19 protein-coding genes and 1 pseudogene are annotated in these 17923 nt (G+C 69.4%); 12 read left to right on the top strand and 8 right to left on the bottom strand.

Annotation, left to right across the window (positions count from 1 at the left end):
- Positions 1–291 precede the first annotated feature (291 nt).
- Together ACZ6BB_RS21320 and ACZ6BB_RS21315 are read left to right on the top strand one after the other, a co-directional pair.
- Complete coding sequence (locus tag ACZ6BB_RS21320; protein ID WP_471616718.1) at positions 292–936, top strand: dihydrofolate reductase family protein; 645 nt, start codon at positions 292–294, stop codon at positions 934–936.
- Between the two features lie 769 nt (positions 937–1705).
- On the top strand, positions 1706–2641 hold the full coding sequence (locus ACZ6BB_RS21315; RefSeq protein ID WP_471616717.1) for a hypothetical protein: 936 nt from the start codon (positions 1706–1708) through the stop codon (positions 2639–2641).
- 409 nt (positions 2642–3050) lie between these two features.
- Here ACZ6BB_RS21315 and ACZ6BB_RS21310 read toward each other — a convergent pair whose 3' ends face one another.
- The gene (locus ACZ6BB_RS21310) at positions 3051–3722 is read right to left on the bottom strand and encodes an adenylate kinase (protein ID WP_471616716.1); all 672 of its coding nucleotides are present in this window, start codon (positions 3720–3722) and stop codon (positions 3051–3053) included.
- A gap of 217 nt (positions 3723–3939) precedes the next feature.
- On the bottom strand, positions 3940–4071 hold the full coding sequence (locus tag ACZ6BB_RS21305) for a hypothetical protein (protein WP_471616715.1): 132 nt from the start codon (positions 4069–4071) through the stop codon (positions 3940–3942).
- 101 nt (positions 4072–4172) lie between these two features.
- On the opposite strand from ACZ6BB_RS21305, the pseudogene ACZ6BB_RS21300 reads away from it, so the two are divergent.
- The 6 genes and pseudogenes from ACZ6BB_RS21300 to ACZ6BB_RS21275 form a co-directional block, all read left to right on the top strand.
- A pseudogene (locus ACZ6BB_RS21300) lies at positions 4173–4280 on the top strand (IS5/IS1182 family transposase); the annotation flags it as partial.
- Between the two features lie 29 nt (positions 4281–4309).
- Complete coding sequence (locus tag ACZ6BB_RS21295; protein WP_471616714.1) at positions 4310–4702, top strand: hypothetical protein; 393 nt, start codon at positions 4310–4312, stop codon at positions 4700–4702.
- Positions 4703–4977: 275 nt separating this feature from the next.
- A complete protein-coding gene (locus ACZ6BB_RS21290; protein WP_471616713.1) occupies positions 4978–5229 on the top strand; it encodes a hypothetical protein in 252 nt (83 codons plus the stop codon).
- Between the two features lie 95 nt (positions 5230–5324).
- A complete protein-coding gene (locus ACZ6BB_RS21285; RefSeq protein ID WP_471616712.1) occupies positions 5325–5807 on the top strand; it encodes an RNA polymerase sigma factor in 483 nt (160 codons plus the stop codon).
- A gap of 266 nt (positions 5808–6073) precedes the next feature.
- Entirely contained in the window at positions 6074–6268 is a 195-nt protein-coding gene (locus ACZ6BB_RS21280; protein ID WP_471617003.1) for a helix-turn-helix transcriptional regulator, read from the top strand.
- A gap of 193 nt (positions 6269–6461) precedes the next feature.
- Complete coding sequence (locus ACZ6BB_RS21275) at positions 6462–7070, top strand: YdcF family protein (protein WP_471616711.1); 609 nt, start codon at positions 6462–6464, stop codon at positions 7068–7070.
- 228 nt (positions 7071–7298) lie between these two features.
- Here ACZ6BB_RS21275 and ACZ6BB_RS21270 read toward each other — a convergent pair whose 3' ends face one another.
- Positions 7299–8762: an FG-GAP-like repeat-containing protein gene (locus tag ACZ6BB_RS21270; RefSeq protein WP_471616710.1), complete on the bottom strand. Its 1464-nt coding sequence runs from the start codon at positions 8760–8762 to the stop codon at positions 7299–7301.
- 959 nt (positions 8763–9721) lie between these two features.
- Here ACZ6BB_RS21270 and ACZ6BB_RS21265 point away from each other — a divergent pair.
- Both ACZ6BB_RS21265 and ACZ6BB_RS21260 read left to right on the top strand, forming a co-directional pair.
- The gene (locus tag ACZ6BB_RS21265; protein ID WP_471616709.1) at positions 9722–10822 is read left to right on the top strand and encodes a hypothetical protein; all 1101 of its coding nucleotides are present in this window, start codon (positions 9722–9724) and stop codon (positions 10820–10822) included.
- A 313-nt stretch (positions 10823–11135) separates the two neighbouring features.
- Positions 11136–11726 carry a DinB family protein gene (locus ACZ6BB_RS21260; RefSeq protein ID WP_471616708.1) on the top strand — a complete coding sequence of 197 codons (591 nt, stop codon included), beginning with the start codon at positions 11136–11138 and terminating at the stop codon, positions 11724–11726.
- Positions 11727–11992: 266 nt separating this feature from the next.
- Here the strand turns inward: ACZ6BB_RS21260 and ACZ6BB_RS21255 are convergent, their stop codons facing one another.
- Positions 11993–12559 carry a rhodanese-like domain-containing protein gene (locus tag ACZ6BB_RS21255; protein WP_471616707.1) on the bottom strand — a complete coding sequence of 189 codons (567 nt, stop codon included), beginning with the start codon at positions 12557–12559 and terminating at the stop codon, positions 11993–11995.
- A gap of 76 nt (positions 12560–12635) precedes the next feature.
- On the opposite strand from ACZ6BB_RS21255, the gene ACZ6BB_RS21250 reads away from it, so the two are divergent.
- Positions 12636–12917 (top strand): metal-sensitive transcriptional regulator, encoded by a 282-nt coding sequence (locus ACZ6BB_RS21250; protein ID WP_098750301.1) that lies wholly within the window; start codon positions 12636–12638, stop codon positions 12915–12917.
- Positions 12918–12953: 36 nt separating this feature from the next.
- Here the strand turns inward: ACZ6BB_RS21250 and ACZ6BB_RS21245 are convergent, their stop codons facing one another.
- The 3 genes from ACZ6BB_RS21245 to ACZ6BB_RS21235 are packed head-to-tail and all read right to left on the bottom strand — an operon-like array spanning position 12954 to position 15481.
- Positions 12954–13706 carry a sulfite exporter TauE/SafE family protein gene (locus ACZ6BB_RS21245; RefSeq protein ID WP_471616706.1) on the bottom strand — a complete coding sequence of 251 codons (753 nt, stop codon included), beginning with the start codon at positions 13704–13706 and terminating at the stop codon, positions 12954–12956.
- Entirely contained in the window at positions 13703–14065 is a 363-nt protein-coding gene (locus ACZ6BB_RS21240; protein ID WP_471616705.1) for a rhodanese-like domain-containing protein, read from the bottom strand. The genes ACZ6BB_RS21245 and ACZ6BB_RS21240 overlap by 4 nt, the downstream gene beginning before the upstream one ends.
- A gap of 39 nt (positions 14066–14104) precedes the next feature.
- Entirely contained in the window at positions 14105–15481 is a 1377-nt protein-coding gene (locus tag ACZ6BB_RS21235) for an MBL fold metallo-hydrolase (protein WP_471616704.1), read from the bottom strand.
- 411 nt (positions 15482–15892) lie between these two features.
- On the opposite strand from ACZ6BB_RS21235, the gene ACZ6BB_RS21230 reads away from it, so the two are divergent.
- The gene (locus tag ACZ6BB_RS21230) at positions 15893–16780 is read left to right on the top strand and encodes an aldo/keto reductase (RefSeq protein ID WP_471616703.1); all 888 of its coding nucleotides are present in this window, start codon (positions 15893–15895) and stop codon (positions 16778–16780) included.
- Between the two features lie 18 nt (positions 16781–16798).
- On the opposite strand, the gene ACZ6BB_RS21225 is transcribed toward ACZ6BB_RS21230, so the two are convergent.
- Positions 16799–17917 carry a fatty acid desaturase family protein gene (locus ACZ6BB_RS21225; protein ID WP_471616702.1) on the bottom strand — a complete coding sequence of 373 codons (1119 nt, stop codon included), beginning with the start codon at positions 17915–17917 and terminating at the stop codon, positions 16799–16801.
- Between the last annotated feature and the right edge of the window lie 6 nt (positions 17918–17923).

The raw sequence follows: 17923 nt of genomic DNA, 5'->3' as shown, positions 1-17923 counted from the left end.
GCTGAACGGGACCGCGGGCCGGCACGCGAGGCTGCAGTCGTCCATGTGGGCCGTCGTCCGGCGAAGAAGCTCGGCGCGGCTGCCGACTGCGCGCGGGACGAACAGGGAGGTCGAGGGTCTGACGGCGGTCTGCGTCGTCGGTGTCGCCGCCGGCCCCGGGGGCGGCGAGTGCTGACCTGTACCGGCTTGATTCAGCCGTTCCTGGTCGACTTGGGTCGGCGCGGCGATGAGTACGCCGGTCCCCGCAGGTCTACGTTTTGACCGCGACGACCATCTCATCGGGAGCAAGCCATGGGCCTCATCCACATCGAACTGTTCGCGACACTCGACCTCGTCGGGCAGGCGCCCGGCGGTCCCGACGAGGACCCGGCCGGATTCCCGTTCGGCGGCTGGCAGGCACCCCTGCTGGACGAGGTCGCCGGGGCACAGGTGGGCGCCGCGTACGAGGGCACGGATGCCCTCCTGCTCGGTCGGCGGACGTACGACATCTTCGCCGGCTACTGGCCGCACCAGAAGGGCGGCGAGGACGGGGAGATCGCCGACCTCTTCAACCGTGTCCCGAAGTACGTGGCTTCGCGCGGCAGGCCCGATCTGTCGTGGGCGGGGTCCACGCAGCTCGGCCCGGACCTCGCCGCCGCGGTACGGGAGATCCGGGACCGGCACGAGCACGTGAAGGTCGTCGGAAGCCTGGACCTGGTGCAGAGTCTCCTGCGCGAAAAGCTCTTCGACCGTCTCGACCTGTGGGTACACCCGATCCTGCTCGGAGTCGGGAAGAAGGTGTTCGACGGCGGTGAGGTGCCCACGAACCTCACGCTCCTCGAACCTCCGGCAGCCGGCCCCAAGGGCACCGTGTATCTGCGCTACGGGCTCGCCGACGGTACGCCCCGCACAGGGGACATGAGCGCACCTGATCGCGGCGTCGGGAGCGCCGACTGAGGCCGGTCTTCTGATCGCGTTCACAGGTGGCGGTGTGCGATCGCTTCGCCGACTGCAAGGTGGGACAGGGCGTACGCCGCCTGCTGAACGCGCGACCGGCTGTGCTTCTGCGAAACCACGTGATCCCATGCCGCGCCGACGATCGACTCGCGCTGGACACCCGCCCCGCGCCGTCCGCCGCCTGCGGGGCCGTGAGACGGAAGCCGGGCAGGGCGCCCGGCACGAGGGAACACCCCTTCGGCGCCCGAGCAGGGGCCTGGGCGGGAGACTCGACGGCGCCCACGTAGCGCTCACACGCGTTCATCTGCCGGCGGTTGTGATCACGGCTTGACGTCCGCGCGCGGTAACCGCGGCTCTGCGCGTACCGGAGGCGTCCAGGGGGTGGCCAGGACGGCACAGGCCCGTCTCCGCGTCTCAGGACGGCGTCCCAGGCAGTGTATGTTTCCGCAGCTCAGGGTGGGTGGGATGGTTGCGTTGTTGCGGTTGGGCGGCGGCGGTTGCGGCGGAGCCCCACCTTCTTCGAACCTGTGGGTGTCGCACCGGCCGGAACGGGGCTGAGGGTCCCGGCACAAGCCTGGTGGCGACTCCCGTCTGCTGCCTGCCTACCGGGCATCGGTGCGCCCGGATGAGGTGCACCGCGGCCCCGGCGGCGGTCTGCCCGACGACGGCGTTCGGCGATTGACGTTCGGCGTTCGGCGTTCGGCGGGACAGGAGTCGGCCCGGGCTGGGAGCGGCCCCGTACGGAACACGAGAAGAAGGAAGACACGACATGAGCAGGAACATGCACGCACGCCGTCGTCCGGGCCGCTGTGCGGCCGTCGCCGCCGGGCTCGTCCTGGCCGTCGGACTCGGCGTGTCGACGCAGGCGGTGGCACAGACCGCCGCTCCTGCGGCTGCTACGGCATACGGGAATGCGTCCACCGCGCCGCGGTCGGTCACTGGCGTCAACGGTGACCTGGTGACGCGGGTCGCCGACTTCTACGGCGCGTACGTCGACGCGAAGGTCGACTCCGAGGACCCGGACACCACCCTGGCCAAGGCGCTGCGTGCCCACTACCTGACGCCGGCCTTCGCCAAGCGCCTGGGGGCATGGGAGAAGAAGCACACCGTGGACGGAATTCTGCGGGCCCAGAACGTTCCGGTGGAGTGGACGGTGAGCGAGGGCGGCAAGGGCCTCGAGGTCGTCGTCACGCTGACCTTCGGCGGAGGGGAGTCGCCGACGGTAAGGACCAAACTCGTCGTGGAACTCGAGCCGGTCTACGGCCAGATCACCGGCATTCGCACCAAGAGCATCACCCCCGCGAAGGCCGCCCCGAAGGCGTCCGCAACAGTGCGGTCGATCAGTGGCAGGACTGGTGACTCGGTGACGCGGGTCGCCGACTTCTACGGCGCCTACGTCGACGCGAAGGGGTTCCCCGAAGGCCCGGACACCAGGTTGTCCAAGGCGCTGCGTGCGCACTACCTGGCGCCCGCCTTCGCCAAGCGGCTGAAGACCTGGGAGAAGCAGCACAAGGTGGACGGTGTCCTGCGTGCTCAGAACGTCCCGGTGGACTGGGTGGTCCGTGAGGGGCGCAAAAGCCGCGAGATCATCGTCACCCACTCCTTCGGCGGCGGGGAGTCGCCGACGGTGACGACCGACCTCGTCGTGAAACTGGAGGCGGTCCACGGCGACGTCACCAACATTCGCACCGAGAACGGCCACTGACGCCGCGCCCGCTCCGCCCGGCCCACTGACGCCGCGCGCTCCGCCCGCCTCGTCGCTGCTTCGGCCGACAGCGGACCGAGCCTGACCGACCGCCCGCGGTTGCGCAGTGGGGGCGGGCGGTGCGGCGGGCCGGGGCGGAGGACGCGAAGCGGCGCGTCGGTCGGCGTTCGAACAGCCCGGAGACCCTGCAGGAGAAGCTCGCCGCGAACCACCACCAGGCCGGGACGAAGGAGTGGCCGCGACGGTGACCACCGTTTTCCCGCCTGAACGGATCCGCATCGTAAGCGTTCGGTCAGCCCCGGCGTCGCCAAGTCGGGGCGCCTACAGGCCTCAGCGGACGGGGCTACTGTCCTCGGCGCCGGGCCGTCGGGGAGGACTGCCCCGCGCCTTCCCGGCGGTGGGGAGGGCATCACCCCGACGCGCCGGGGACATCGACCTGGCCGATCGCATGCAGTACGCGGTCCAGTACCTCCTGGACGTGGCCGAGGGCCGAGATCGTGGTCACCAGACCCATGGCCTGGTAATGGTCGACGACCGGCGCCGTCTCGCGACGGTGAACCTCCAGTCGCAGACGAACAGTTCGCTCGCGGTCGTCATCGCGCTGGTACAGCTCACCGCCGCAAGCGTCGCAAACTCCCGCCACTTCAGGTGGGCTGTAGTCGACGTGGAAGATGTGGTCGCGGTCCTGACGGCACAACCGTCGTCCGGCGATACGCCTGACCACCTCGGCCTCGGGAATCTCCAGAGCGAGCACGGCATCCAGCGCCGACCCCGAGTCGGCAAGGATGCCGTCCAGCGCCTCCGCCTGGGCAAGATTGCGAGGGAAGCCGTCCAGCAGGAATCCGCGCTCGATGTCCGGACGGGCAAGGCGCTCTTTGATCACCTCGATGGTGACGTCGTCCGGAGCCAGAAGGCCGGCGCGCATGTGTGTGTGGGCGTTCTGCCCGAGCTCGGTGCCTTGGCCGATGTGCTCGCGGAACAGGTCACCGGTGGAAATATGCCGGATCGACAGACGCGCGGCCAGGCGCACTGCCTGCGTGCCCTTGCCGGCTCCGGGCGGCCCCATCAGGAGGACGCGCATCGATGAGGTATCCCTTCGTCGTACGCAGCCATCGGGTCGTCTCTGGGACACACGATCGCCCCGCATCAATCTCGTTGTCTCATGCCCTGATCGTTCGGACAGAGCCAGGCCCAGGCCCAGGACGATGAGCACCGTGTCCGTGGCCGATCAGGGTTCCTCAATACGTATTCGGCCAGACGTCCATGGTCCGGCGTCGGCCTTGGGTCTTGCTTGTGCGTCAGTCCCATGCGTTGAACAGCACGCCGCTCAATGTGGTGATGCCGTAGCGAACTTCGCGCCACTCGCCAGGAGTGAGGACCGAAGTGTCGATACCCGAAAGCGGCAGAGTGAGCTGCGCGCGATCAAGCACGGTAAATCCTAGGTCGGCAAAGGCCTGAGCCCAAGGTGGCGGAGAGGCCGACTGCGGTGAGCTTCACCGGCCCTGGCCGGAGCGGTCCACGATGTAGGGGCGCCACCCTCAATTCCTGGCGGCTCCTCCGCGAACTCCGCTGCTCAACGACCCGGATCACGAACGTTGTCCGGGCCGCCCTGACCCTCCACCCGGCAGTTTCAGACTGAGGCCGTCACCGAATTCGTATGATCTCGCGGTGAGGATCTGGACGGAGCACCCTGCCAAGGCGGACGTCGAAGCTGTCGTTCACCGCTACTTCAGCCTGCTCCGAGCCGGGAGGATCCCCGAGGCCGAACAGCTCATCGATCACCACCCGGTCCGTCATGTGCTCAAGTCGCTGTGGACCGGCACCGTCGAGGCAAGCGCCGATGGGGACGAGGCGAGCGGAAGCCCTGCTGCCGACGAGTGGGAGCAGGATCTGTCCTGGCTCGGTGAACTGGATCTCGCGGACTTCCGTTGGGGCCACACCGACAGCCATGTCCACGTAGAGATCACCTACCGCGTGCAGATGATCGAGGTCGCACTGGGCTTCTGGGTAAGGCCCACCGACGCCGGCTGGGTCCTCACGGGACCGGCCACGTACTGGTAGGACACGCGAAGAGCAGCACGATCCCGGTGTCGGCGCGCACCCCTCCCACTGGCAGACCGTCACATGCTGTCGATCAAGCACCTGGCCGGTCAGGGTCGCCGCGCCCTGACGGACTCCTGAGGCATGGCGGAGCCAGGCGGTCCAATGAGCGGTGTTCGAGCGCGTGGCCCAGACTCGCTGCGGAGTTGGCCCGTGAGTTCACGATCATGGCCTGTTCAGGCTCTTACCGAGTGACAGGCCTCCTGAGGCCGCGACCGGAAGAGAAGGGCAAGCCCATGGACACGGCCACGACCGTCGTCACCATCGTCTCGATCATCGCTGCGAAGACGTGTGCCTTGCTGGGATTGTGGTTGCGCTTGCGCTGGCGTGTGCGTCGCGAGCAGGCGCATCGCCAGTACCTCCTCAGCGTCGCCGAGGCGGTGGCAGAAGGCGGTCAGGTAGAACTCGACGATCAGGACGGCGACGGATGCCACCTCCGGATGAAGATCACCTGCACTCCGGCTCGGCGGCTGGACTCGGCAGCGTGAGCAATCCAGAACCGTCAGACGGCCGGAACCGTCCGGCAATCAGTCCCGCAGCGCACGGCGGTTTCCCTGAGGGACGCCACGAGGAACGCTTGGAGGTGGACGAAGAGTTCTCCGTGTTCTACCGAAGCACCATCCGCCAACTGGTCGCTTTCCTGATCAATCAGGGTGCCGCGGTGCACGTCGCCGCAGACATCGCTCAGGACACGATGGTCAAGGCATACCGACGCTGGGCCGAACTCCACAACCCCCGGGCATGGGTTCACACGGTCGCCTCTCGCGCACTGGTTCGTATGATCGCCGCGGTCCATGAGGACCCGGTCGAACAGGTGCCTGAGCCCACGTCGTTGCTGACCTGCCCGGACGCCATCGCGGAATGGGAGGGCCGGTACGACGTGCTGCCGGTGCTGCGGAGCCTGCCGTCCCGGCAGCGCCAAGTCCTGGCCTGGACACTTGCCGGCTACAAGCCGAGCGACATCGCCGAGGAACTCGGCCTGTCGTCCGAGACGGTACGCGCCAGTCTGGTGAAGGCCCGCCGCGCCGCAGCCGCCCACCTCGAGAAGAGGGAGGCGCGGCAGTGACCCCCCAGCCAGAGTCCGACGCGGGCGGTGAGGTCGTGGAGCGGCGGCTGTACCAGCACCAATGCGCCCTGCTCGACGGACTCGACAGTCTCCTCGACGTCGAAGCCGGCCTGGGGGACGCCATCGTCCAGTCCCGTCACGATGCCGCTGTCGAGGAACTCGGTGACCTCCTGGATGCGGAAGCCGGACTTCGCGAGGCACTTGGGGGACGGCCCGGCACGGACACGGTTGTCCCTCTTCGAACTCCGCGCCCTGCAACTGACCGCGTGCTGTGGTCGTACAAGGAGATCGCGGCGTACGTCGGTGTCCGGACCGACGTGGTGCGTTCCTACCGCAAGCACGGCCTGCTTCCACCTCCCGATCTGGTGGAGGGCGGCAAGCCGTACTGGCTCGCGGATACCGTCCGGGCCTGGTTGGCCCGTAGTTCCGTCAACCGCCCCCGCCGTGACACCAACGACTAGGTGCTGCGGGTCAGGATGTTGGTGACGGCGCATAGTCGTTGGCAAAGGCTCCGTCGCGCTCGCTCGATCTGGGTCCGGTCGATCGAAATGGGATGGCGGAGGTGCTTCTGCCAGGGCGAGGATCTGCAATGTGTCTTCTCCAAGGCGGCTGATTTCTTCGCTGCCCAATACGGCGCTGTTCTAGAGTCGCCGCATGCGACGAAGAACAGGGCTGGCGATGGCTGGTGCTGCGGCGCTGGCCTGGGGCGAGTGGTTGAACTGGCGCTGGTCCCGAGCCCTCGTGGGGAGCATGGGGAGCAGTGGGGGTGTTTCCGAGGCCGTGGTCGTGTTGGGCTACCGGAACCCACGATCGACGGCGAATTTCATCAACCGCTGGCGCGTTCGTGCCGGGATTCGCTCCGTTCCCGCTGACGGTGCGCGAGGCACTCTCGTGATCTTCAGCGGTGGTGCGGCCGGCAGTTACGCCGCGGAAGCGGAGCTGATGGCTGACTACGCGAAGTCGGTGCTGGGGTTCGACGGCACCGTGCTTCTCGAGGACCGGAGCGCGACAACATGGGAGAACATCACGAACGTGATCCCGCTGCTTGAGGATGTCGACCGCATCAAGATCGCCTCCCAACCAGCTCACGCGCTCAAGGCCCGTGCGTACTTGCGGCGGCAGCGCCCTGATCTTGCTGAGAGGCTCGTGCGAGCGGATGACTACCGTCCTGGCGAGTGGATGATGGGTAAACCGCTGCTGGCCTTGTACGGGCTTTGGACACTCCGCGGCCTCAAAGCCGATGAGCGGAGGGTCTCGCTGTAGGCAGCCGCTGTCGCCCAGGTCTCGCACACGGGATTCTTGAGCCGTCGCCGGCAGACGGGTGCGCATCCGGGGGTGAGGGAGGCTTCGTGGATGCCGCCACGGATCTCCCAGCGGATCCGCAGGCGGCGGAACCAGTGCAGGTCCGTGCCGCCGCACGTGCCGGGGGCGGTCGTCGGGCCCGCCCGGAGTTCCCGCTCCGGGCGGGCCCGTCCGTATGACGCCGGCCGGTCAGCGGAGGAAGCTGCCGAACAGGGCGTTCGTCGAGGGGGCCGACAGGTCCTTCGGGCCGAAGGCCAGGGCCGACTTGGTGGTCAGGCCGGACGCGTTGCCGTGCAGCAGCCAGACGGCGCCGCTGGAGGCGTTCTCCGCCGTGGACGCGGCGGCCAGGTCGCGGTGGCCGTCGCCGTTGACGTCGAGCAGGGCGGTCGTGGCACCGAACTGGTCGTTCTCCTCGGCCACTCCGGGGACACCCGTGGTGTTCTGGTGGAAGACCTGCGCCCCGGTGCCGGTGAGCCCCGCGGCGCTGCCGTGCAGCAGGGCGACCGAGCCGGCGTCGGCGACGCTGCCGACGTCCTCGCCCTCGATGCCGAGCGCGACATCCCCGTAACCGTCCCCCGTCACATCGGCGATGGACACGGCGGAGCCGAGGCGGTCGCCCTCTTCATCGGCGCCCGGGAAACCCGGCAGATCCTGGGTGAAGGCATGGGTGTTCCCGGGAGTGAGACCGGCCGCCGAGCCGTAGGTGATGTGCGCCTTCCCGGCGCCGTAGCCGGACACCACGTCGTCGTAGCCGTCGCCGTTCACGTCCCCGGCTCCGATGGCCTCGCCGAGACGGAGTTCGGACGTCTCCTGCCCGGTGAAGCCCGTCGCGCCGCCGCCCAGGAGCAGACGGTTCCCATAGTTGCCGTCGCCGCGGTAGGCCGTCTGGAGGATGTCGTCGCGGCCGTCGCCGTTGAAGTCGCCGACCTCGCCGGCGACGACCGGGCCGGTGATCGACGCGGGGCCGTTCTCGCAGCCGCCGCCCGTCTCGCAGGAGTCGTCCTCCTCGGACCAGCCCCACCACAGGGACCTGTCCAGGAGGGGCAGGACGGCGGTGGGCTTGCCGTCCCGCTTGATCGGCCCCTTCCACAGCGCTGCCGGGGCGCCCGACGGGTCGTCGCCGCTCACCCGCTGTGCGGAGAACAGTGCCAGGTCGGTCTTGCCGTCGCCGTCGAAGTCACCGGCCTGGGGCGAGGCCCCGTACGCGATGCCCGTACCGCCGGTCAGGCCGGACGCGGAGCCCCACAGGATCACCGAGCCCTCCTTGCCGCCCGCGATCACGAGGTCGCCGTAGCCGTCGCGGTCCAGGTCGGCCCTGGCGAACGTGGCGCCGAAGGACTGTTTCACGGTGGCGGCCCCCGGGACCCCGGCGGTCGAACGACTGACGATCTTCTTGTTCGCCGTCGACAGTCCGTTCGCCGAGCCGTACGTCACGGCCACGTACCCGGCTTGCGTCTTGCCGGACACGGCCGCGTTCGGCGCGCCGACGACCAGGTCGGCGTAGCCGTCCCCGTTGAAGTCGTCCGCGGCCGGAACGGAGGCCGGGGCGGCCGACGCGGAGCCGGAGCCGGTCAGCACCACCGAGGCGGCCAGGGGTACGGCCAGGAGGGCGCTGCTGATCCTGCGTCGGGTGGCTCGGGGCGCTCGGAACATGGACGGTGCCTTTCGAGTCGGTCGTGAGAGCTGCTGCTCGGCAAGTGCGACTCCGACAGAGGGACGAGGGTTGTACGGGACGCGCGTGGCGAACCGGCTCTGGCGCGATCAGTGGCCTGTGGCCGGAAGCTCTGCCCGCACTGATGCCGTCAGGCTTCGGGCGACCGGCTCTTTCCAACCGGGCGCCATCCAGCACGAAGCGCTGACCCCCTCGGCCGCACTCCGCCTGCCCTTCGTCGAGTTCGACAGGACGCCGGTGGCCGTGGACGACATCGGCCGCACCACCGGCTCCGAATCGGGGGCACCGCTGCGGCTGAGCTTCGCCGCCCGCGCGGCCGGAGGGCCGAGGAGACCGAACTGTCAGTGTCCCGCCGTAGGGTGTGGGGTGTGGTCGGTCATCGGCCTCGACCAGCAGTTGTGCACCACCGCACCGGCCTCGCACCGTCGCCCGGAAAGCCCGTCAGAGAGCAGATCCCGCTGTGTTCCAGGAGACCCCCATCTTCAGCCGCCTCGTCGACGAGCGTGGCGATGTCCCCGCCCAGGTGCGTGGTGAAGCCGAGCGCATACGCCGCGACCTGGAACGGGTACTGCACCGGACGGCAGGCTCCTTCCCGAGCGCACCGCCGAACCTCCCCGGTCCGAAGGCTCCTTCCGCCGGTCTGTAGGGCGGAAGGAGACGGCAACCGGCCGCGTCGGGACGCTCCGGTCGAATCCGGACGCGGCTTGACGCCGTCCGGATTCGTCTCCCGTGCCGGTGGTGACGAGGCGTTGGGTGTCCGCAGACGCGTTCAGCCGTTCGGCGTGTGCCTTGCCCTCTGATGCGTCCTGTACGGCGACTTGAGAAATGGGGCGCGGCCACACCGTCCGCCCAGTCGGCCCGGCTGTCTGGGCTCTGTGTCATTGTGCGGGCGCGTCCCAGGGGGCGGTCGCACGGTCTACTGAAAGCCAGGGGGTAGGGGATGGGAGCGGGGAGGGAGCCGGACGGCTCGTCCAGGTCCGACGAGGAGTGGGACCAGTTCCTGCGCGAGTCCGTGGCGGGTGCCGCCGACTCGCCCAAGGAACCCTCGGCGCGGGCCCGTGGCGTGGCGAATCGGCTGCGCGAGCAGCCTGGACCGGGTCCCGAGGGCCGGCGCACCTACACGCCCGCGCAGCCCGGGCGACGCACACGCTGGTATGTGGTCGGACTGCTGGCCTCGTTGGTGCTGCTCGTCGTGGCGCTCGCGCCGGGGCGGACAGTGGACCTGTTCGCCGGCGACGACCCCGACTCCTCGCCGCTGGCGGCCGAGAGCGCCCGCCCGACCCAGGCACCCCCGACGGAGGTGGCCCAACGCCCCACCATGGACAAGCCGTTCCGTGGTTCGCCGGCGGCGGCCTGGGCGAGCGGAGCGGCGGGGATCACCTTGCCCAAGGCCGAAGCGGTCGGCTGGATGAGCGCGGCCGAGGCCGAACGGGCCCTCGCCCGCAGCCGGGACTTTCTCGTCGAGTCCAGCCTGGACCGCGCGGTTCTGCGGGGCGAGCGCCCCAGGACGGCGATCGCACTGATCAACCCGCACCAGAAGGACGTCCAAGACCTTCTGAGCACCGCTTTCCGCTCCCCGAGCGAGAAGAACGACCCCCTTCTCCTCTTCAGCCGTTTCCAGCCCTCCGGGACCCGCCTGGTCGGCGACGTCGTGAAGACCAGGGGCAGGCTCACCTACCGGGAGGGCGAGCGCGGCGCACTCCAGGTGACCGCCGATGTCACCTTCGTCTACCCGGTCACCCGCGCGGACCCGGGCGGCGACGACGAGATCGTGCGTACGATCGTCCGGCGCGAGCTGGTCCTGAGCTGGGACGACCCTGACAAGGTGATCACCGAGCCGGGCACGTTCTCGATCGTCTCGTACAAATACGACGTGACCAACGGTGGCTGTGGCGCCCCCACGGGCTACTTCACCCCACCCTTCGGCGCGGACCGGCGTACGGACGAGACCGGCACAGAGGTCGACCCGTACGACCGCAGCGTGCCGGTCGGGAGAGCCGGGTCCTCGGGGGAGGAGTGCGGGGCGGCGACGCGTTCCTAGCGCCGCTGCTCGGCCGGGGGAGCCCTGAACGACCGCCGTGGGCCTTCGGGTTGGTGAGTGGGACGCTGGCGCTGTGACAGAACAGAAGTCTTTCCGGACCCATCTGTGCCTTCTGGATCCTCGACGGCTTTGACAAGCTCGGCAACGTCCCTGAGGACCCGTTCGGCGCCCCGCTCTACGAGGAGAGGGCCAGGAACCTCGGCATCCGGTACGACGGCGAGTTCGCTCCTGCCCAGAGCCACTCGTCGACGGCGGCCGGCCTGCCCTTGCTGGATCTTGAGACGACGACCGGCCCATGGCAGGCTCATGCCGCATGATCGATGAGTTCGCGAAAGACCATCTGCACGGGAGACTGCGGCGGGACCGCCAGGCGCTGCTCTGGAAACTCGACGGCTTGTCCGAGTACGACTCCCGCCGACCTTTGACGGCGACCGGAACCAGTCTCCTCGGCCTGGTCAAACATGTGGCCACCGTCGAGGCCAGGTACTTCGGCGAGGTCTTCGACCGCCTTCCGCCGGAACCGCTGCCCCGGTGGCAGGATTCCGACGGCAGCGATCTGTGGGCGGCCGAGGATGAGACCCGCGATCAGATCGTCGGGTTCTACCGGCGGACGTGGGAACAGTCGGACGCGACGATCAACGCGCTTCCCCTCGACGCCCCCGGCCATGTGCCGTGGTGGCCGGAGCCTCATGCCGACACGAACCTGTTCGCCGTCATGGTGCATGTCATCGGCGAGTCCATCCGGCATGCCGGGCACGCCGACATCCTGCGCGAGGGCCTCGACGGCCGGACCGGGTTGCGCGCCGAACACGAGGAGCAGATCGACGAGGAAGCCCGTGCGGCCTACTGCGCGAAGATCGAGCAGGCCGCCAGGGCGGCCGCACCGAGCAGGGCCTGGCGGTAGTCGCACGTGACTTGATGTTCGTGCGGCATGATGCCGGGCGCGGGCGCTGTCCATCTGAAGCGCCTGGTTCCTGATGAACTCTGGAAGCCGGCCGCCCCGTTGCTGCCGCGTTCGCTGCTCGCCCGCTGAGTGGGTTGCCCAGGACGCCCCGACTCGATGCAGGCTTCCGGGGTGCGTACTTCAGTGTCGCTACCGTCGGAACTGCCGGACGACGCGGAGCCGTCGCCCTCCCCGGATAACACGTCACCCGCCCTGAGACCAGGGTGTCAGCCGGTCAGGGTCGCGAGGGTGTCGTCCAGGTCGGTGGTCCTGGGCTGGTTGTGGGGGAGCTTGGCGAGGATCGTGGCCATGCCGCAGGTGTTGGTGAGGGCGGAGAAGACCAGGCCGCCGGCGATGCCCGCGGAGAGCCACCGGGCCGAGTTCCAGCGTCGTCCGGCGACGAGGCCGGACAGGACGAGGGAACCGGCGAAGAGGCGGACCTGCCGGTCCATGGCCCAGGGGGTGCGGGTGCCGGCCGGGCGGTGAGTGTCGTGGCCGAGCTGCGTCCAGGTGGCGGTGCCGCCGGTGAGAGTGGCGGCGCTGATGCCCTGGTCGGCCAGACGCCGGCAGGCTCGGTCGGAACGGGCGCCGGAAGCACACACGATGAGGAGGTCGCCGCGGTCTGCGGCGGCCTTCAGGGCGGGCAGGGCGGTATCGAGGCGGTCGAGGGGGATGTTGTGGGCGCCGGGCAGGTGGCCGGAGGCGTATTCGCCGGGGGTGCGCACGTCGATGACGGTCAGCTCGTGCAGGCGGGTGAGGGCCTGGTCGGCGCTCAGGGCGGTGACGGGTGCCATGGGGATCTTCCTTTGCGTGGTCCGGGTCACCCCTTCGGTAGGATACCCAAGGGGGTATCTCGAAGGAGCGTGGGTTGTGGAACTGGCGATGGCGGCCGAGGAACTGAAGACGGTGGTCAACCGGCTGCGCCGGGCGCAGGGGCAGATCGCGGGTGTGATCAAGATGATCGAGGAGGGGCGGGACTGCGAGGACGTGGTCACCCAGCTCGCGGCGGCGTCCCGGGCACTGGACAAGGCCGGTTTCGCGATCATCGCCACCGGCCTGCAGCACTGCCTGACCGACGAGGACATGGCGGCCTCCGGAGACCGGGAGCAGATGCGCGCCCGACTGGAGAAGCTGTTTCTGTCTCTGGCTTGAGCGGGTGATGCTGAGGCGCCGCGTTCGTCCGACTCCTCAGGTGAGGGTGTCGATGAGCATGAGGGCTGCCACGGCCGACAGCACGACGGCGAAGGTGCGTTGCAGCAGGTTCCCGGTGATCTTGGCGGCCAGGCGCCTGCCGTCCCAGGCGCCCAGGATCGCCGCCCCGGTGAAGGGGCCGATCACCGCCCAGTCGACGCCGACGGTGGTGGCGCCGCGGGTGGCCAGGGAGGCCAGTGAATTCGCCGAGATGACCAGCAGGCTGGTGCCGACGGCGGCCTGCATCTCGAATGCGAGCACGGTGACCAGGGCCGGGACGGTGAGGAAGCCTCCGCCGACCCCGAGCAGACCGGTCAGTGCACCCAGCCCCGCGCCGGTGCCGGCGGCCCGGGCGGGCTGCACCTCGCCGGCTGCCGGGCCGGCGGCGGTGCGGCTGGGGCGCAGCATCGTGACGGCTGCGAGTGCGGCGACGACCGCGAATGCGGCGGTCAGCAACGGCTGGGGCAGGGCGGATGCCGCAGCCCCGGCTGCGGCGGCGGGCAGGAGCCCGGCCGCGGCGAACAGAGCGCCGGCTTTCCAGCGGACGTTGCCGGTGCGGGCGTGGGCGTACAGAGCGGTGAGCGAGGTGGCCGTGACGATGATCAGACTGGCGGTGGTCGCGGCGGCCGGAGTGAAGCCGAGCAGGTAGATCAGCGCCGGAACGGCCAGGACGCTGCCGCCCCCGCCGAGCGCGCCGAGCGCGAGCCCGATCACTGCCCCCGCGACGAGGGCCAGGGCCGCTGCGCTCACGCTATGACACCGTTGCTGCCGTCCTGGCCGATGACCGGCAGGCCCGCACGCGCCCAGGCGGTCATGCCGCCGGCGACATCCGTGGCCTTGACACCGCGTTCGACCAGCAGCTTGGCGGCCTGCTGGGAGCGGTGACCGGAGCGGCAGATCGTTATCACCGGCCTGCCCTGCGCGGCTGACGGGAGCGGGGCCCCCGCCGTCAGACGGGAAAGGGGCAGGTGCAGCGCGCCGGGCGCGTGGCCGGCATTCCACTCCGGCGACTCGCGGACATCGAGCAGGACGGCGGTGCCGTCGCTGGTCCGCTCGTGGGCCGGCCGGGGGGTGAGGCGGCCGGGGCGGCGGCGTAGAAACGAGAACATCGTGTGATCGCTTTCGTGCAGATGGCGGGGAAGGGCGGGTCAGTCGGTGCGGCCGGGGCGAATGAGCGTCAGTCCCGCCTCGGCGGCGGCGTCGAAGGCGTCGTCGACGGCGACCACGTCGCGACCGGCGCCATCCAGCAGCGAGGCGGCGATCGCCGCGCGCATCCCGCCGGCACAGTGCACCCACACCACCCCGTCCGGCACCTCGCCGATGCGGCCCTGCACCTCGTGGATGGGCAGGTGGACCGAGCCGTCGATGTAGCCGCCCGCACGCTCCGCGTCACGGCGCACGTCCAGAACGACCACGCCTTCGCCGCGCTCACGGGCGTCGGCCAGGTCGGTGAAGCGGGCGCGAGGGAAGGAGGCGAGCCGTTCGCCCTCACGGATCCAGTCGGCCGGGTCGCCGATGGCGATGGCGGCCGGGCGGTCGATGCCCACCCGCGCCAGCTCCCGCTGTGCCGCGGCGACCTTCCCGGGTGTCTCGGCGAGCAGGGTGACGGGCTTGCCCCATGGGATCAGCCAGGCCAGATAGGTGGCGAGCTTGCCGTCGCCCTCGAAGTTGAACGACCCGGCCACGTGCCCCTCGGCGAAGGCCATGCGGCTGCGCAGGTCCACCACCCACTCACCCGCGGCCAGCCGGTGAGCGATCTCCTCCGCGTCCGCACGCCCTGGCGGGGTGAGGTCGACCGGTGCGGGACCTGCGGCGTTGGCCGGGCCCATGTGGGTGTAGTAGGCGGGCACGTCATCCAGCCCGGCGAGCATCCGGGCGACGAAGCCGTCCACGTCGAGAAGCAGCGCGTCGTTGGTCTTGCGCTCCTTGCCGATCGTGGTCGCGTCCCCCTCGGTCTGGGAGGAGGAGCAGAAGCTGCCGAACCCGTGCGTGGGCAGCACCGGCACGTCGTCGTCCAACTCGTCGGCGAGCCGATGGGCGGAGGCGTACTGGGCGCGGGCCAGCTGCTCGGTGAGTCGTGGCTCGACCAGGTCCGGCCGGCCGACCGTGCCGATGAGCAGGGATCCACCGGTGAACACCGCCACACCGCGCCCGTCCTCGCTGAGGACGTAGGAAGTGTGGTGCGGGGTGTGCCCGGGAGTGGCGATCGCGCGCAGCACCAGCCCCTCGTCGACCGCCGCGGTGTCGCCGTCGGCGACCGGGGTGCGGGCGAACGACACGTGCGCCCCGGCCGGCACCAGGTACTGGGCGCCGGTGACACGGGCCAGCTCCAGACCGCCGGTGACGTAGTCGTTGTGCACATGGGTCTCGGCCACGCAAGCGATGCGCACTCCACGGCGGGCCGCTGCGGCAATGACCTGGTCGATGTCGCGCGGCGGGTCTATGACCACCGCGGCACCGGGCCCGCCGGCCAGGTAACTGCGGTTGCCCAGGCCTTCGAACTCCAGGGTGTCGACGAAGAACACGGCTCACGACTCCTCTCGGACGATGTACCCCGGGGGGTATATGGCCTTCACTCTAACAGCTATACCCGGGGGGGTATTCCAGAGATGGAGGACGCCTCTCGCAAGGATTCGCCTGAGGTCGGCTCCCCGGTGGGGTGGGAGAGGCATCAGTAGCCGTTCAGGGACCGACGCCCGGTGATTGCGGGCATCGCCGCATGCCGGTGCAGGACTGTCTGACGGCCGCGGAGACCGGCCTCGACGTCCCCAAGACGGTGCGGCCAAGGTAGGAGGCCCTCGGCACGTTTGGTGAACCGAGTCAGTCGTCGATCAGGTGGCTGCGTTCGGATCGGGGGACGGTGTCTGCCGGTGGACGCGTGTCGTGGCCAACTGCGCTGTTAGCGTTGTCGCTTCAGCGAGGGGGAAGACGTCAACGTGACATCGACCGCGTTTTGCATCGGTGGAGATCTGAACGTACGGCGGTTGGGGTTCGGGGCCATGCACCTGCCGACGGAACCGGGCCCCGGCCGCGAGACCTCTCTCGCGGTCGCCCGGCGAGCCGTCGAGCTGGGTGTCACGCTGATCGACACCGCGTATCTCTATGGTGAGGGAGCCAATGAGGAACTCCTGGCTGAGGCCCTGCACCCTTACCCGAATGAACTGCTGATCACGACGAAGGTCGGCGTCGCCCGATCGGGCTCCTCGGGCGAGTGGAAGCTCGACGGGCGGCCGGCCGTCCTGCGGGAGCAGGTCGAGCAGGCGCTTCGCCGGTTGCGCGTCGAACGGATCGAGCTTCTGCAACTGCACCGCATCGACCCCGAGACGCCGCTCGCCGATCAGGTCGGCACACTGCGGGACCTGCAGGCTGAGGGCAAGATCGGCCGGATCGGACTGTCCGAGGTCACCGTCGACGAATTGGACCAGGCGCGGGAGATCGTCGACATCGCGAGCGTGCAGAACCGATACAACCTGCTCGACCGTGAGCACGAACCCGTGCTCACGGCCTGCGAAGCGGCAGGGACGGCGTTCCTGCCGTGGCGACCCGTCGCCTGGGGCGAGTCAGGAGCGAAGGCCGAGGTCGCCTCCGTGGCGACCGAACTCGACGTCACCCCCACGCAGGTTGCGCTCGCCTGGCTCCTCGGCCACTCGCCCGTCATCCTCCCGATCCCTGGCACCGCCCGGATCGATCACCTGGAGGAGAACCTCATGGCGGAGAAACTCGACTTGAACCCGGCGCACCGCGCCCGCCTCGACCGTCTGTACGAGGCGGTGTCCGTAACGGATCTCCCTGAAGGCCGCGGTGCCGCCGGTACGGCCGAATGATCCGAACCGATACCGCGATCAGGCCGCGACGAGCTCCTGCTCACGGTCCGGCGTCCTGACCTTGGGCTTCCTGTTCGGCAGCGAGAGCCGGAAGACCTTGTGCCACGCGGAGAACACCTGCTTGGGCAGCGGCCCGGTGACGTACTCCAGCTCGTACTTCTCGAACAGCGCGCGGACCTTCACCGCGACCTCGGCGTACCGGTTGCTCGGCAGGTCCGGGAACAGGTGGTGCTCGATCTGGTGCGACAGGTTGCCGGTCATGAAGTGCATGGCCTTGCTGCCGCTGATGTTCGCCGAGCCCATCATCTGGCGCAGGTACCACTGGCCGCGTGTCTCGCCCTTGATCGACCGGCGCTCGAAGACCTGCACGCCCTCGGGGAAGTGCCCGCACATGATCACCGAGTGGGTCCAGATGTTGCGGACCAGATTCGCGGTGAAGGTGGCGGCGAGCGTGGGGAGGAACGACGGGCCCGACAGCAGCGGGTGGATCACGTAGTCCTTGAGCACCTGCTTGCGGATCTTGCGGCCCACTGCCCTGGCTCGCGCGCGGAACTCCGGATCCTTGCGGCGGCGCTTGCGCAGGTTCTTGCCGAGCTCCAGGTCGTACGCGGCGATGCCGTACTCGAAGAAGCAGGCGTTGATGAAGTTCCACAGCGGCTGGCCGAGGTGGAACGGGTACCACCTCTGGTCCTCGTCGACGCGCATGATGCCGTAGCCGAGGTCGTTGTCCTTGCCGATCACGTTGGTGTACGTGTGGTGCAGCTCGTTGTGCGAGTGCTTCCACTGCTCGGACGGCGAGACGTGGTCCCACTCCCAGGTGGTGGAGTGGATCTTCGGGTCCCGCATCCAGTCCCACTGGCCGTGCAGGATGTTGTGGCCGATCTCCATGTTGTCCATGATCTTCGCCACGGACAGACCGGCGGTGCCGATCAGCCACGCGGGCGGGAAGATCGAGAACAGCAGCACGCCCCGGCTGACCAGCTCGAGCTTGCGCTGCGCCGAGATGACCTTGCGGATGTAGGCGGCGTCCTTCTCACCACGGCTGGCGATCACCTCGTCGCGGATCGCGTCCAGCTCGCGGCCGAGTTCCTCGATCTGCTCCGCGGTCAGGTGGGCGGTGGGGTCGATGGCGGTCAAGGTGCT

Source organism: Streptomyces sp. NPDC041108 (assembly GCF_055592645.1).
The sequence above is the reverse complement of the archived record's forward strand: the minus strand, read 5'-3'. Positions and strand labels throughout refer to the sequence as shown.

What these genes read in the sequence shown, in the direction of transcription:
- ACZ6BB_RS21320 (WP_471616718.1), top strand. Translation starts at nt 292, where the DNA reads ATGGGCCTCATCCACATCGAACTGTTCGCGACACTCGACCTCGTCGGG.
- ACZ6BB_RS21315 (WP_471616717.1), top strand. Translation starts at nt 1,706, where the DNA reads ATGAGCAGGAACATGCACGCACGCCGTCGTCCGGGCCGCTGTGCGGCC.
- ACZ6BB_RS21310 (WP_471616716.1), bottom strand. Translation starts at nt 3,722, where the DNA reads ATGCGCGTCCTCCTGATGGGGCCGCCCGGAGCCGGCAAGGGCACGCAG.
- ACZ6BB_RS21290 (WP_471616713.1), top strand. Translation starts at nt 4,978, where the DNA reads ATGGACACGGCCACGACCGTCGTCACCATCGTCTCGATCATCGCTGCG.
- ACZ6BB_RS21275 (WP_471616711.1), top strand. Translation starts at nt 6,462, where the DNA reads ATGCGACGAAGAACAGGGCTGGCGATGGCTGGTGCTGCGGCGCTGGCC.
- ACZ6BB_RS21270 (WP_471616710.1), bottom strand. Translation starts at nt 8,762, where the DNA reads ATGTTCCGAGCGCCCCGAGCCACCCGACGCAGGATCAGCAGCGCCCTC.
- ACZ6BB_RS21265 (WP_471616709.1), top strand. Translation starts at nt 9,722, where the DNA reads ATGGGAGCGGGGAGGGAGCCGGACGGCTCGTCCAGGTCCGACGAGGAG.
- ACZ6BB_RS21260 (WP_471616708.1), top strand. Translation starts at nt 11,136, where the DNA reads ATGATCGATGAGTTCGCGAAAGACCATCTGCACGGGAGACTGCGGCGG.
- ACZ6BB_RS21255 (WP_471616707.1), bottom strand. Translation starts at nt 12,559, where the DNA reads ATGGCACCCGTCACCGCCCTGAGCGCCGACCAGGCCCTCACCCGCCTG.
- ACZ6BB_RS21240 (WP_471616705.1), bottom strand. Translation starts at nt 14,065, where the DNA reads ATGTTCTCGTTTCTACGCCGCCGCCCCGGCCGCCTCACCCCCCGGCCG.